Genomic DNA, 13,032 nt, shown 5'->3' on the forward strand with positions numbered 1-13,032 from the left:
GATCTAGGCGTCCTCGATGCTGATGATGCCGGATTCGAGGCAGCGGTTGAGCAGCATCGTCAGGCTCTGGAGCTGCTGATAATAAATCTCCAGCATGGCGTCGCTCTGCAGGGTGCCGGGGTTCATCCGGTAGCCGCCTCGTTCGTCCTCGACGAGAAAGCCGTCGACGATCATTTCCTTGATCTTGCGGCGCACGGTCTCCCGCGGGATTCCGGTGGATTCCGCGACCGAGAGGGCATTGACCGGTACCTGCAATTCGCTGGGCACCATTGCGGACAATGCCTCGTAGGTGCCGGCTTCCGGCCTCGACATCAGCCGGCTGACGCTGGCGACGCCGATGGCATGGATGATCAGCACCTTGGAGAAGTCGGATTGAAAAGCCGTCTGATAACGCGGGAGCAGTTCGCAGAGCAGGACCCCGAACTCGTAGGCGAAGATGCGTGACTTTTCGTCGAGCTTGGCGCGGTTCGCAGGAACCAGGCGCTTCTTTTTCACTCGTCCATCCCTGGCTTGGGCGGGCAGGTAACGCCAACCCTGGCTTTCGGCCACCGACTTTCGCGCTGATGCGGCGTCTGTAGACACTTGGAGCCCCTCCACCGCACACTGCGGTACCTCGGTCTCTTATGAGGCACGAGGGATTCTGACGCAATAGATATTTTGAATTTTATTAAAATGCTTATTGGAGCGGCTACGGCGACACCGGCGCCATTTGGCGCACCTTGCGGCAGTCAGCCTGGACCAGGACCGGCTTTCCATCGGCGAACGGATGAATCTCCAGGCTAAATTCACCAAGCTGACTGTAAATGGGATCGCCAGGCTCGGGGCAGATGGCGCCTGCGGCCTGGAGCCGGTAGACGGCCGGCCGCAGCTGCAGCGCGTCGGCGGTTTTTGCCGGCATTTCCAGTGCGACGACAATGCCTGGGGGGGCGACGTCGATCGCGGTAATGCGCCACCCCGGAACCGGCGGGTGGGTCTCGTAGAACGCTGCTAGCTGGTCGCGCAACCCGGCGAGCCTGGCCCTTTCCGCATCATCGGCCCAAGGTCTGAGCTGCCAATACAGGATGCCGCCCAGAATGATCACCCCGGCTGCAATCCAACCCATGCGCGTGAGTGAACTGTTCCCTGCCATGGAAACCTCCATCTGACTGCATGTTGCCAATGCCATTTAGATAGGAACGATGCGGCGGGATACACGTGCTTATTCGTGCTGCGGGGCTGCCGTCAGGTAATGACGGCTTCACGCACGCGCACCCGTCCGCTGAGATATTCGTTGAGCGGCCTGAGCGCGGGAATGTGGCTGAAGATCACGTTCATCACCACTGTGATCGGTACGGCCATCAGCGCGCCGGGAATGCCCCACAGCCAGGTCCAGATCACCACTGACAGGAATACGATGACGGGGTTGAGGGTAAAGCGGCGGCCCAGCAGGCTGGGGGTGATGAAGCTCGCCTCGAGCATATTGGCGACGGTGTAGATGGCGGGCGCAAGCAGCGCGTCGCCAATGCCGGAGAACTGCAGCAACGCGGCGACCGTGACCAGGCTGAGCCCGATCAGAAATCCGATATAGGGAATGAAGTTGAGAATGGCGACGGTGATGCCCCAGAACAGCGCATTGTTCAGGCCGATGGCATAGAGGCCGCCGCCGACCACCGCGCCCAGCGCCACGTTGATCAGCAGGATGGTGATAAGGTATGAAGATACCTCGCTCTCGATCTTGTTGATGATGGACACGACGGCGCGCTTGTCGTGGAATGTGGGCATCAGCCGGACGGTTTTTTCCTTGAACATGTCGCCGGCCGCCAGCAGGAAATACAACAGCACCAGCATCATGGCGAGATTGACGCCGATATGCTGGATGCCGCCGGCAATGCGCTCCATCATCGATGGCGAAGCGGCAACGATCGTGGTCGTCCGCTTCTTCCGGTCGGTGTTGGTCAGGTTCATCACATCGGCGGACGCCTTCTCCACCGTGGCGACGGACTCGCGCATCGGCCTGAACTTGCGCTCAAGCTGCTTGGCGATCTTGGGCGCCCGGTCGATCCAGTCGATGGCCGGTTTGCTGACGGCCGTCACGGCAAGCGCGGCCACGCCAATCAGTGTCGCGAGGACGATCGCGGCGAGCAGGGGCGATGGCACGCCCCGCCGCGCCAGCGGCCGGATCAGCGGCGCGAAGGTAAAGCCCATGAGGACCGCGCCGACCAGCGGGATGAATACATCGGCTGCAAAATACAGGCTTGAGACGACCGCGCAGACGAACAGTCCGATGAGCGATATGTAGGCCCAGCGTTGCAGCTTTTCTGTCGGAAGCGGTGTTGGCATCATCGGGCAGGAACCGGTTTGAGGAGCGGCACAATAGCACCACGCGTCGTGACCGCCCGCAATAACCGACCGATCTGCTCGCGAACGCGTCAGAACGCCGCCAGTTCCGCTCGAGGGCTAGAGTTCCCGGGCGTTGAAGGTGTCGCAGGCATCCATGGTGCCCGTCTGCATGCCCTGTCGAAACCAGCGCACCCGCTGGGCCGAGCTGCCGTGGGTGAACGCGTCGGGAACCACATGGCCCTGAGCCTGCTTTTGCAGCCGGTCGTCGCCGATCGCGGTGGCCGCGGTCAATGCTTCGTCGATGTCCCCTGCCTCGAGCAGGTCGCGGCTGCGGCGTGCATGGTAGGCCCATATTCCGGCGAAGCAGTCGGCCTGTAGTTCCTGCCTGACGGACAGGGCGTTGCCTTCTCTTTGGCTGGCCTGGGCACGCAGGCTCGCGACCTGCCTTGAGATGCCCAGCAGGGTCTGGACGTGGTGGCCGATCTCGTGGGCGATCACATAGGCCTGGGCAAAGTCGCCCGGTGCGCCGAAGCGGCTGCCGAGTTCGTCGAAGAAGCTGGTATCCAGATACACCTTCTGGTCGCCGGGACAGTAGAACGGTCCGGTCGCCGACTGGGCGAAGCCGCAGGCCGACTGGACCGAGCCGCTGAACAGGACCAGCTTGGGTTCCTCGTAGCTGCGGCCCATCAGGCCAAAGATCCGATGCCAGGTGTCTTCCGTGTCGGCGAGGACCGTGGCGACGAAGGCGCGGCTGTCCCGTGCTTCGGGCGAGGACGTGTCGACGGTGTGCGCCGGCGCTTGCGGCGCGCCGCCACCGCCCAGGAACACGGATGGGTCAACGCCGAAGTAAAGCCCTGCCAGCACGACGACGATCGTCCCGATGATCCCCAGCTTGCCGCCACCACCGCCGCTGCCGGGCATGCGCAAGCCGCGCCTGCCCGTGCTGCCCTGGCCACGCATGTCTTCGATATTGCTGCTTTCGCGGCGGCCGCGCCAACGCATCGAGGTCTCCCGTACCTTTGTATCAACGGTAGTGAGTTGCGCGCGGCGTCACAAGCTGCCGGCGTATCACCCTACCTTTTGGGGCCGAATAGCGCCCACAGGATGAGCCCCAATACCGGCAGCAGCAGAATGACGACAATCCAGATCGCCTTGGACAGGGCGCCGGCGCCGCTCTGCGCCACCCTGATGATGGCGTAGATATCGAGCACCAGGATGATGAGGCCCAACAAACCTGAATAGGGGAAGTCTAGCATGAAAGGTTCTCCAGTGATGGCAGCCGCCACCCTAGCGGGCCGGCGCTACCGGCGTAAGCGCAATCAGACGAGATCGTGGCCAGACCGGAAGCAGCTGCCTCCATCGAAACAGACCACCCGGTCCTAAGGCCGGCCATGATGACAAAGTGCCTGTGCTGCCCTAACATCCAGCAGGGCCTGATCGCCATTCCATGCACCGCATGTCCCCGAAAGCCATTGGCCCGGGGATAGTGATTGCGTCAGCCTGCAGGGTGCCGCGACTGCGTTTTCATGACGGCGAACCGTGCCGCCAGGCGGCAGCGGGGAACAGCGCAACCGGCCTGGAGGGGGCGTCATGGATCCTGTGCTGATAATGTTCGGAATTCGCGCCGCGGTCCGGCTCGGTCGGTCGGGCGCGGAAATCTACGCGCAACGGTCGCGCGACAGGGCGGTTTACATGCCGGACATCATGCCGCCGGCGCCCTTCAGTCCCTATCAATTGCTGATCGACTTCTATGGCGATCCCGCCAACCTCGAAAAGCTGAAGGCGGACCCGCAACTGATCGTGTTGTGGGACGAAGCCGCGCAACGTCCGGTCAACAAGCTGCCGAAGACCATCGAGCCATTGCATGCCGCCTTCCTCGCAGCGCTGACTGAGACGTCGCTGGGCGTCGGCGAGGAGAGCCGGTTTGTACGGCTCGAACTGGCCGGCGGGGCGCTGATCTCGCAGTGGAGCCGGTCCGCCGAGCCCTTGAGCCCGCTCGGCCGTATCGCCCTGACCATGGCCGACATTGCACTGGAGTTCGTCGGCTCGAATCCGTCGATTATCGGCGCGGGAGGCGGCGGCGAGAAGCTGATCGGCGCCATCGCCAGCAACCTGTCCGCCCTGGTTCCCGACGACACCGATGAATTCGGCCCACGCGCCCAGTTCGCCAATCATCTCGTGGGAATCTTCCTGCGCGCCGGCCTTTCGGCACTGGCCGCGCATCCCGGCCTGGTCTTCGACGGCGAGCATGCCGAAAAGCTGGTCACGGAAACGCTGGCGCCGCTGATCGAGGCAACGCCGGACGGACTGAGCGAACGGCTGGAATGGCAGGCATTGCTGGATGCGCTGATGGGGCCGGCCGCGACGGCCGCGTTCTCCGTCGTGGCGGCAAAGCCCGATGCGTTTCTCGGCAAGAAGTTCGGCTCGGACAAGGCGCTGGGGGCGCTGACCGGCGCGCTTTTCAACACGCTGAAGGACCCGGACCTGCGCCGGCAGTTCGGCGACGGCGGCTGGATCACGCTCTACACGTCGCTGCTGCAGGTGGTTGCCGATCATCCCGCCTTGTTTGCCGGCGACGGGACCAGACCCAGGGACGAACTCATCCGCGGCCTGCTGTCCGGCGCGGCGACAACGTTGCAGGCTCACCCGGGCTTTGATGGCCCGATCGGCGCCGAACTCGCAGCCATGGCGGTACAGGCGCTCAACGCGAATGCGGGCGGGCTGCTCAAGCTGGACCGGGACGACGCATGGGAGGGGATGGCGCTGGCCATGATCGGCCAGGTCTCCGGCGGGTTGTCGCAGGCGCTGACCACGGAAGGCGGCGCGTTGCGACGCTTCGGCCATGACCAGATTCTCGAACTCGGCCGGATATTCCTGGTCCAGGCGGCGGCAACGCCGGGCATGATCGGGGTCCGGCGGACCGAACTGAAAGCCATCGTCTCGGGGGTCGCGTCGGCGATGGCCAGGGACGAGGACCTCCTGCTGTCGCCGGACGACTGGTTGAAGATCGCGGCCGTGGCCGCAGGCGAAGCGGCGGCGAATCCGGGCCGTTTGTTCGGGCTGGATGACTCGGCTCCCGGCACGGCACTGGGGGCGCTGATCATCGGGGACCTGCTGGAGGCCGCGTCGGCAGCATGGTCAACGGGGCGTGACGGCGGCAGCCTGCTCGCCGGCGCAACATTGCGGGACGCGATCATATCGGCACTGCGGACCGCGGCAGACAATGCCATGGCCGCTGCCTCCGACGACAAGCCCATCAAGGCTGTCGCCGAGGCGATCAACGCAATCGTCGTCAGGACGCCCGATGCTTTCGGGTCCAGGGACTGGCTGCGACTATTCGAGGTGCTCGCCGTCGATGCGGTCAATGGGGGCACGGTGCCCGAACTGGACGAGGCGAAGATCATGGCCATTCTGGGCAAGGGGAGCATGGCATGACGACGAGATGGGGTGCGGCACTTCTTGCCGTCACGGCCCTGGTCCTGATGACCGGCTGCGAGACCGTGGAGACTGCCTCCACGATCCGGGAACTTGATGACAGGGTCCGCGAGGTGCTGGTCCAGCAGGCCAGCCAGAATGACGCACTGGTGAGGCAGGTCACATCCGACCAGGCGCTCGCCGAACTGGCGCGACAGGCCGCCCATCAGGCGCAGGTGACCGAGGGGCAGACCGACCGCATCACCTTCTATCGGATCGCCGCGGTCGCCTACTGGAAGGCCGGCGTCCTGGGCGAGCAGCGGATTGGCGATGTGGTCGCCGCCGGTCTGGCCCTGTGCAAGACCGTGGAACGTCGCCCGCCTCGGGACTGTGTCGCCATCGCCCTGGCGCTGCCGGCGGCGCAGATCGAAAGCGAAAGGCGGGAACTGGACGCCCTGGAGGCGGCGGCGCGTCAGGGTCAGCTGGACGAAGAGCACCTGAAGCGATTGGTGCGCGTGACCGACCGGATGCTCGGCGCAACGGGTCGTTTGCTCCAGCTTCGACCGCCGGGGACGGACATCGCCGTGCCGCCGGACCTGCGTGATTATGTCGACCGGCAGGTCTTGCTGGCCTATTGCAATGCGGGCCGGGCACGGGCTTTCGCGATCGAGAATTCTCGCGCGGGCCTGCCCTCGGAAACCAGGCAGGAATATCAGCGCATCCGGTCCGAAACGGCCGCGGCGCTGAGCCAGGAACCCATCTGTATGGACCGCAAGGACATCCGGTCGCGGACAGTCGAGGAAAAATCCGCCAGGGACGGCAGCTAGCTCGCTTCGACCGCCGAGAACCGCAAGCCTGCCGCTGCAAAGCGTGGCAGCTCGGCCGTGCCGAGCGCAAGCGCGGGGGTAAGCACGCCGGCACGGCCGGGCGTCTTGGCCTGCGGGTCGGCCAGGATCAGGGCCGCTTCGGCGATCATGTTGGCGGTGGTGCGGTAGCCGGGATGGCCGTCGGCGTCGAGCTGCATGGCGACATTGCCTGCCGGGCCGCTGGCGCGGCCGATGATGTTCCAGTGCCAGTTGTCCAGGTTCTCCAGGCTGGGACCTGATCCCGGCTTGGGGAAATAGCGGTCGGCCACCGACTTCATGATCTGGCGCGGGAACCTGAGCGAGGTGCTCGACAGCCAGCCCATCACCGACGCATTGACCGACATCAGATAAGAGGCGGGCGCCGCGAAGGCGCCGGCGCGGCCGCCCATGCTCATGCGCTCGCGGTAGTGTATCGATGCGGACACCGGCACCTGCTCGCGCCGCAACAGCGCGAAGGTGCGGTTGACCACCGCCGGATGCAGATAGGGGCCGGGAAAGATCGGCATGGTCCATGGCTCCAGATCGTCGGGCCTGGGCGCCATGTCGTAGGGCATTGCGCGCCGGATCTCGGCCCGGTCCGGGTCGTCGGCCGGGTTGAGCGCGGTGGGATCTTCGGCGAGGCCGGAGAAATCGTTCTCCAGCATCACCCGCATGGTCTCGGCCGTGCCGCCCGAGATCATTTCGCCCAGGCCGGTCGCGCCGGGCGGCGGCTGCATGGCGCCGGCGAGCAGGTCGATGCGTGCGGGGCTTGCGCCGTGCCGGTCCATATAATCTTCCAGCAGCGCCAGGGCCATCAGGTCGAACGGCAGCGCCTCGTAGCCGGCGACCGGGGCAATCCGGGCGCCACTGTCGCGGGCGATGTCGTGGAACCGGTCGATGATGCCGCGCACAAACACCAGCTCGCCGGTCAGATCGAGATAGTGGGTGCCGGCCGCGGCGCAGGCGCCGACCAGGGTTTCGGCGCGGCCATAATAGGGGCCGGCCAGATTGGTGATGACCGCGCCGCGCGCCGCCAGTTCCGCCGCTTCTGCGGGCACCGTGCAATCGGCAGCGATGGCGCCCGACGCCTGGTGCAGTTCGGCAAGCGGTGCGAGCACCTCTGCGCGCCGTCCCGCGACGGCCCAGCGCTGGCCGGTTTCACGCGCGCGGCCGGCCAGATACTCGCAGACGCGCTGGCCGGTATAGCCGCTTGCGCCCACGACGATGACGTCGAATTCCCGCATGGCTTCCTCCCGAAGGGGCATCATAGCACTTCGCCGGCGGGTTGACTCATCCGGCTGCAGCGATACGTCATCGGCAGGCATGCTGAGGGAGAAGCCGATGACCGTTCAGTTGAATCACACCATTGTCTGGTGCCGGGACCAGCAGAAATCCGCCAATTTCCTTGCCGAGATGCTGGGCCGCCCGGCGCCGAAGAGATTCGCTCATTTTCATGTGGTCGACGTCGACAACGGCGTCTCGCTGGATTTCTCCGAAGACCGCAGCGATTTCTCCATCCAGCACTACGCCTTCCTGGTGAGCGAGGAGGCTTTCGACGGCATTCTGGGGCGCATCAAGGACAAGGGGCTGGAGTTCTGGGCCGACCCGGGGCGCAGCCAGCCGGGCGAAATCAACCACAACGACGGCGGCCGCGGCGTCTACTTCCTCGATCCGGACGGCCATTTTCTGGAAGCGATCACCCGGCCCTATGGAAGCGGCGCCTGAGCCGGAGGGTTTCCCGTTTGTCAGGGGCGGCGTTGCCGCTAAGCTGGACATGGCGGACGCGACAGGGCGGCCGCCGCAGCCGGAGCCGACGCCATTCACCTTCTTGAAACGGGCAATACGGGGCATGCCGCAGCGGTGACGCCGGGAGCATCGGTGTCAGCCGGCATGGTGGGACGATGAGCGGGAGACGCCTGCTCAGCGTGGTCACCGCCTGCTTCAACGAGGAAGGCAACGTCGAGGAATTGTACCGCCAGGTGCGGGCGCAGTTCGAGGCGATCGGCCGCTACGATTACGAACATATCTTCATCGACAATTGTTCGACTGACGGCACGGTGACCGTGCTCAAGCGGCTTGCCGCAGCCGACCGCAACGTCAAGGTCATCGTCAACGCGCGCAATTTCGGCCATATCCGCTCGCCCATGCACGCCATCCTGCAGGCGCGGGGCGAGGCCGTCATCTCGCTGGTGGCCGACCTGCAGGATCCGCCTTCGTTCATTCCCCAGCTGGTCGCCAAATGGGAGGAAGGCTTTCCGGTCGTGCTGTGCATCAAGCATGCCAGCGAGGAATCGCAGCTGATGTTCTGGCTGCGCAAGAAGTACTACGCGCTGGTCCAACGGCTGTCGTCCATCGAGACCATCCAGAATTTCACGGGGTTCGGTCTCTATGACCGCAAGGTTATCGAGGAGGTGCGCCGTTTCGGCGACCCCTATCCGTATTTTCGCGGCATGATCGCCGAGATCGGCCTGCAGCGGTTCGAGATTCCCTACGAACAGCCGGGCCGCAAGTCGGGCATCACCAAGAACAACTGGTACACGCTGTACGACCTGGCGATGCTGGGCATCACCAATCTGTCCAAGGTGCCGCTGCGGCTGGTGGCGGGCCTGGGCTTCGTGACGGCGGCCGGCTCGCTCGTCGTGGCGCTGGCCTATCTGCTCTACAAGCTGTTCTTCTGGACCGAATTCGACCTGGGCCTGGCGCCTGTCGTCATCGGCCTGTTCTTCCTGGGCGCGGTACAGCTCATCGCGCTGGGGATCATCGGCGAATATATCGGCTCGGTGCACACGACCGTGCAGAACCGGCCCTATGTGACCGAGCGCGAGCGCATCAATTTCGATGCCGGGTCCACGGCATGCGGGGCAGACCCGGCCGGGAACCAAAGCCGGACCACATGAGTGAAGGCGGGCTGCCCGAGAGCAAGCCCGCCCGCAATCCTGACACATGCCCAATAGGGCGGTTGACCCGGTGGGTCAGCCCTTGCTCGACAGGTCGTCGACTTCGGCCACTTCGTCCGGCGTCAGTTTCCAGGTGACGGCCTGGGCATTGCGCTCGATCTGCTCGGGCCGGGTGGCGCCGGCGATCACGCTGGCGACGCCGCGCTTGGCCAGCAGCCATGCGAAGGCCAGGTCGAGCAGCTCCTTGTCGCGGCTTGCCGCGAACGCGCTCAGCTTCTCGACAATCTCCCAGTTGGCGTCGGTGGCGTAGGCGTTGCCCAGCCCCTGCAGCCGCCCGAAGCGGGTGTCCTTGCCACTGGCTTCGCCGCGCTTGTACTTGCCGGTGAGGAAGCCCGAGGCCAGCGGGAAAAACGGCACCAGGCCCATGCCGGCCGCTTCCAGCGCCGGCGCCAGCTCTTTCTCCACGTCGCGGGCGACAAGGCTGTACTGGTTCTGCGAGGCGATATAGCCGTTGAGGTGATGATACTTGGCGATCCAGTGGGCCTCGGTCACCTTCCACGGCGACATGTTGCTGCAGGCGGCATAGCGGATCTTGCCCTGGTGGATCAGTTCGTCGAGGGCGCGCAGCGTCTCCTCGGTCGGGGTGATGCCGTCGGGAATGTGCAGGTAATAGAGGTCGATCCAGTCGGTATTGAGCCGCTTCAGGCTGGCCTCGACCGCCTGCATGATATAGCGGCGCGAGGCGCCGGCGAGGCCATCGGCCGGATTCATGGTCTTCAGGCCGAACTTGGTGCCGATCACCACGTCCTTGCGGCGCGGGCCGAGCAACTGGCCCAGATAGGCCTCGGAATTGTTTTCCGGGGTGCCGTCGCCATAGATGTCGGCGGTGTCGAGATGGGTCACGCCCAGGTCGAGCGCCTTGTGCAATACGGCCTTCGAGGCGGGCACGTCGATCTGCCAGCCGAAATTGTTGCAGCCGAGGCCGAGCGTGGAAACCCTCAGGCCCGAATTTCCCAACAACCGTTCTTCCATGGGGTTCCCTCCTTATCCGTCATGGGCGCCGAATCCGGCGGCGCCATCTGTGCCCGGAAGCACCGTCGATGTCACCGAAAATGTGCGCAATCCCGACCGCGATTATGCGCCGGCGGCGATCTCCTAGTGACGCGCGAGGATGAGCGAGGTGTTGATGCCGCCGAAGGCAAAGTTGTTGGACATGACGAATTCGGCATCAATCGAGCGGGCCTCGCCCATTATGTAGTCCAGCACGCCGCAGGCGGGATCGGGATCCTGGAGGTTGGCAGTGGGGACGAAGCGGCTCTCGCGCATCATCTCGATCGCAAGCCACGCCTCAAGCGCGCCGCAGGCTCCCAGCGTGTGGCCGAAATAGCTCTTCAGCGAGTGCATGGGCTTGTCCGCCCCGAGAATCGCCTGGGTGGCGAGCGTCTCGGCAATGTCACCCTGCCGGGTCGCGGTGCCGTGACCGCTCACCATGGCGATCTCAGCGGCCTCGATGCCCGCGTCGTTCAGCGCAAGCTGCATGGCCGCGCCCATGGTTTCGCTGACCGGATCTGTGATGTGGACGCCGTCCATGTTGGTGCCGAACCCGGCGATTTCGGCGTGAATCGTCGCGCCGCGCGCCAGTGCGTGCTCGCGTTCCTCCAGCACCAGCGTTCCGGCGCCTTCGCCGATGACCAGCCCGTCGCGGGCGCGGTCGTAAGGACGCGGCGTCAGGTTCGGTTCGCCGTTGCGGCAACTGGTGGCGAATAGCGTGTCGAACACCGCGACCATGGTCGGACAAAGCTCTTCGGCGCCGCCAGCCACCATGGCGTCGGCATAGCCGTGCCCTATCGCCTCATAGGCGTAGCCGATGGCCTGGGAGCCGGAGGTGCAGGCCGACGACGTTGGGATCACGCGGCCCGCAAGGCCGAAGAAGATAGCGATGTTGACGGCAGCCGTGTGACTCATCATCCGGATATAGCTGGTGGCGCTGAGGTCAGTGCTCTTGCCGGTTTCCATGAAATGGACGAATCCGCGTGTCGGGTCTGTCGAGCCGTAGGATGAGCCGAAGGCGACGCCGACCCGGCCCGACTTCAGAAGCGGATCGTCTAGCAGGCCGGCCTGGAATAGTGCCGTTTCCGCGGTGTTCACGGCCATGGCGGCGACGCGTCCCATGGCGCGCATCTTCTTGCGGGGATAGAGATTTTCGTGCGCGAACCAGCAGGCAGGTGCGGCCAGTCTGGTATTGAGGTCCATCAGACGGTCCCAGTCGGGCATCTGCCTGACGCCGGTTTGACCCAGTTCCATGGCGTCCCGGATCTGCGGCCAGTCGCCGCCCAGCGGGGTAATCCCGGCCATTCCGGTTACAACAACGCGCCGCATCAGTACATTCCGCCGTTCACCGATATCACCTGGCGGGTAATGTACGCGGACTGGGCCGACAAAAGGAAGCCGACCAGGCCCGCGACCTCGTCCGGATGTCCCATGCGGCGCATGGGGATCATGTCGAGTACCTGTGCTGGCAACTCGCCGGTCATGTCCGTCTCGATCAGGCCGGGGGCGACGCAGTTCACCGTGATGGACCGTTTTGCCAGTTCAACCGCCAGTGCCTTGGTGGCACCAATGATGCCGGCCTTCGCGGCGCTGTAGTTGACCTGCCCCCGGTTTCCCATAAGGCCGGAAACCGACGACAAGGTAACGATGCGGCCGCCGTCGCGGCGACGGATCATGGGCATCACCAGCGGTTGGGTAACGTTGAAGAAACCGTCGAGGTTGGTGCGCATGACGTCGTCCCAATGTTCGGGACGCAGCGCCGGAAACGCGCCGTCACGGGCAATACCCGCGTTAAGCACCAGTCCCCAATAGGCGCCGTTTTCGGCGACGTCGGACTCGATTGCGCTGGTGGTCTCGGCGCGGTCCGAGATGTCAAAGCGCAGCAGGCGTGCGCGTCCGCCCTGCGTAGCGATCGCGCCGCAGGTTTCCTCAGCCCCAGCGAGGTCGCGATTGTAGTGGACCGTGACAGGGAAGCCATCGCCGGCAAGACGCGCCGCGATGGCACGGCCGATGCCCTTGCTCGCGCCAGTGACCAGCACCGGCCTGGTTGATGGATCGTTACTCACCAGGGAACTCCAGATTTTGGCCTTCCGCCCGGTATACAGTGAGGCTGGCCGTTGCGACCACTTCTTCCTCGATCAAAATCGTACAGTCGAACGCGGCCACCGGATGCTGGCTCACCGTCATCGTGGCGGTGATGACGAGTGTTTCGCCCGGGACGAAGTAGTCCCTGAGCGATTGATACCGCCGCGTTCCGAGAAGAAAGCCCAGCATCGGCGCCGCGCCTTCCGTGTGTCGTTTGGCGCCATCGAATGCCGCTACGGTCTGGGCCATGTATTCCAGGCCGACATAGGCTGGCACACCAAGGCCCGGCAGACAGAAGGTCGATTGCGGCGTAATGCACACGGACGCGACGGATTGCTCGTCGGAATGCTCGATCAGCGCATCGAGCAAGCTCATCAGCCCCCGATGGGGCACGAAACGATCCAGGTCCAGTGACATTGCGG

The 13,032-nt window shown here is 64.8% G+C and carries 14 protein-coding genes; 4 read left to right on the plus strand and 10 right to left on the minus strand.

Annotation, left to right across the window (positions count from 1 at the left end):
• Window positions 1-3: 3 nt before the first annotated feature.
• The 5 genes from WJU21_RS15760 to WJU21_RS15780 all read right to left on the minus strand — a co-directional run bounded on the left by WJU21_RS15760 (window position 4) and on the right by WJU21_RS15780 (window position 3,575).
• Entirely contained in the window at window positions 4-495 is a 492-nt protein-coding gene (locus WJU21_RS15760; RefSeq protein WP_346324405.1) for a hypothetical protein, read from the minus strand.
• Between the two features lie 193 nt (window positions 496-688).
• Window positions 689-1,129 (minus strand): hypothetical protein, encoded by a 441-nt coding sequence (locus WJU21_RS15765; protein WP_346324406.1) that lies wholly within the window; start codon window positions 1,127-1,129, stop codon window positions 689-691.
• A gap of 92 nt (window positions 1,130-1,221) precedes the next feature.
• Complete coding sequence (locus WJU21_RS15770) at window positions 1,222-2,319, minus strand: AI-2E family transporter (RefSeq protein ID WP_346324407.1); 1,098 nt, start codon at window positions 2,317-2,319, stop codon at window positions 1,222-1,224.
• Window positions 2,320-2,436: 117 nt separating this feature from the next.
• Window positions 2,437-3,321: a neutral zinc metallopeptidase gene (locus WJU21_RS15775; RefSeq protein ID WP_346324408.1), complete on the minus strand. Its 885-nt coding sequence runs from the start codon at window positions 3,319-3,321 to the stop codon at window positions 2,437-2,439.
• A gap of 71 nt (window positions 3,322-3,392) precedes the next feature.
• Window positions 3,393-3,575, minus strand: coding sequence for a PLDc N-terminal domain-containing protein (locus WJU21_RS15780; RefSeq protein WP_346324409.1), 183 nt, complete (start codon window positions 3,573-3,575; stop codon window positions 3,393-3,395).
• 334 nt (window positions 3,576-3,909) lie between these two features.
• Between WJU21_RS15780 and WJU21_RS15785 the strand changes: the two genes are divergently transcribed.
• Together WJU21_RS15785 and WJU21_RS15790 are read left to right on the plus strand one after the other, a co-directional pair.
• Window positions 3,910-5,754, plus strand: coding sequence for a hypothetical protein (locus WJU21_RS15785; RefSeq protein WP_346324410.1), 1,845 nt, complete (start codon window positions 3,910-3,912; stop codon window positions 5,752-5,754).
• Window positions 5,751-6,560, plus strand: coding sequence for a hypothetical protein (locus WJU21_RS15790; RefSeq protein WP_346324411.1), 810 nt, complete (start codon window positions 5,751-5,753; stop codon window positions 6,558-6,560). Before WJU21_RS15785 ends, WJU21_RS15790 begins: the two co-directional genes overlap by 4 nt.
• On the opposite strand, the gene WJU21_RS15795 is transcribed toward WJU21_RS15790, so the two are convergent.
• Window positions 6,557-7,822, minus strand: a complete 1,266-nt coding sequence (locus tag WJU21_RS15795) for a saccharopine dehydrogenase NADP-binding domain-containing protein (protein WP_346324412.1) — start codon at window positions 7,820-7,822, stop codon at window positions 6,557-6,559. The two genes, WJU21_RS15790 and WJU21_RS15795, sit on opposite strands and share 4 nt — an antisense overlap.
• A 97-nt stretch (window positions 7,823-7,919) precedes the next feature.
• Between WJU21_RS15795 and WJU21_RS15800 the strand changes: the two genes are divergently transcribed.
• Entirely contained in the window at window positions 7,920-8,303 is a 384-nt protein-coding gene (locus tag WJU21_RS15800; RefSeq protein WP_346324413.1) for a VOC family protein, read from the plus strand.
• A 176-nt stretch (window positions 8,304-8,479) separates the two neighbouring features.
• Window positions 8,480-9,475 (plus strand): glycosyltransferase family 2 protein, encoded by a 996-nt coding sequence (locus tag WJU21_RS15805; RefSeq protein ID WP_346324414.1) that lies wholly within the window; start codon window positions 8,480-8,482, stop codon window positions 9,473-9,475.
• Between the two features lie 75 nt (window positions 9,476-9,550).
• Here the strand turns inward: WJU21_RS15805 and WJU21_RS15810 are convergent, their stop codons facing one another.
• The 4 genes from WJU21_RS15810 to WJU21_RS15825 form a co-directional block, all read right to left on the minus strand.
• Window positions 9,551-10,507, minus strand: coding sequence for an aldo/keto reductase (locus WJU21_RS15810; protein WP_346324415.1), 957 nt, complete (start codon window positions 10,505-10,507; stop codon window positions 9,551-9,553).
• 123 nt (window positions 10,508-10,630) lie between these two features.
• Entirely contained in the window at window positions 10,631-11,854 is a 1,224-nt protein-coding gene (locus WJU21_RS15815) for a beta-ketoacyl-ACP synthase (RefSeq protein WP_346324416.1), read from the minus strand.
• Window positions 11,854-12,591, minus strand: a complete 738-nt coding sequence (fabG, locus tag WJU21_RS15820; RefSeq protein ID WP_346324417.1) for a 3-oxoacyl-ACP reductase FabG — start codon at window positions 12,589-12,591, stop codon at window positions 11,854-11,856. Before fabG ends, WJU21_RS15815 begins: the two co-directional genes overlap by 1 nt.
• Window positions 12,584-13,027 (minus strand): 3-hydroxylacyl-ACP dehydratase, encoded by a 444-nt coding sequence (locus WJU21_RS15825; protein WP_346324418.1) that lies wholly within the window; start codon window positions 13,025-13,027, stop codon window positions 12,584-12,586. The genes fabG and WJU21_RS15825 overlap by 8 nt, the downstream gene beginning before the upstream one ends.
• Between the last annotated feature and the right edge of the window lie 5 nt (window positions 13,028-13,032).

Source organism: Emcibacter sp. SYSU 3D8, from assembly GCF_039655875.1.
Taxonomy (GTDB): Bacteria; Pseudomonadota; Alphaproteobacteria; order SMXS01; family SMXS01; genus RI-34.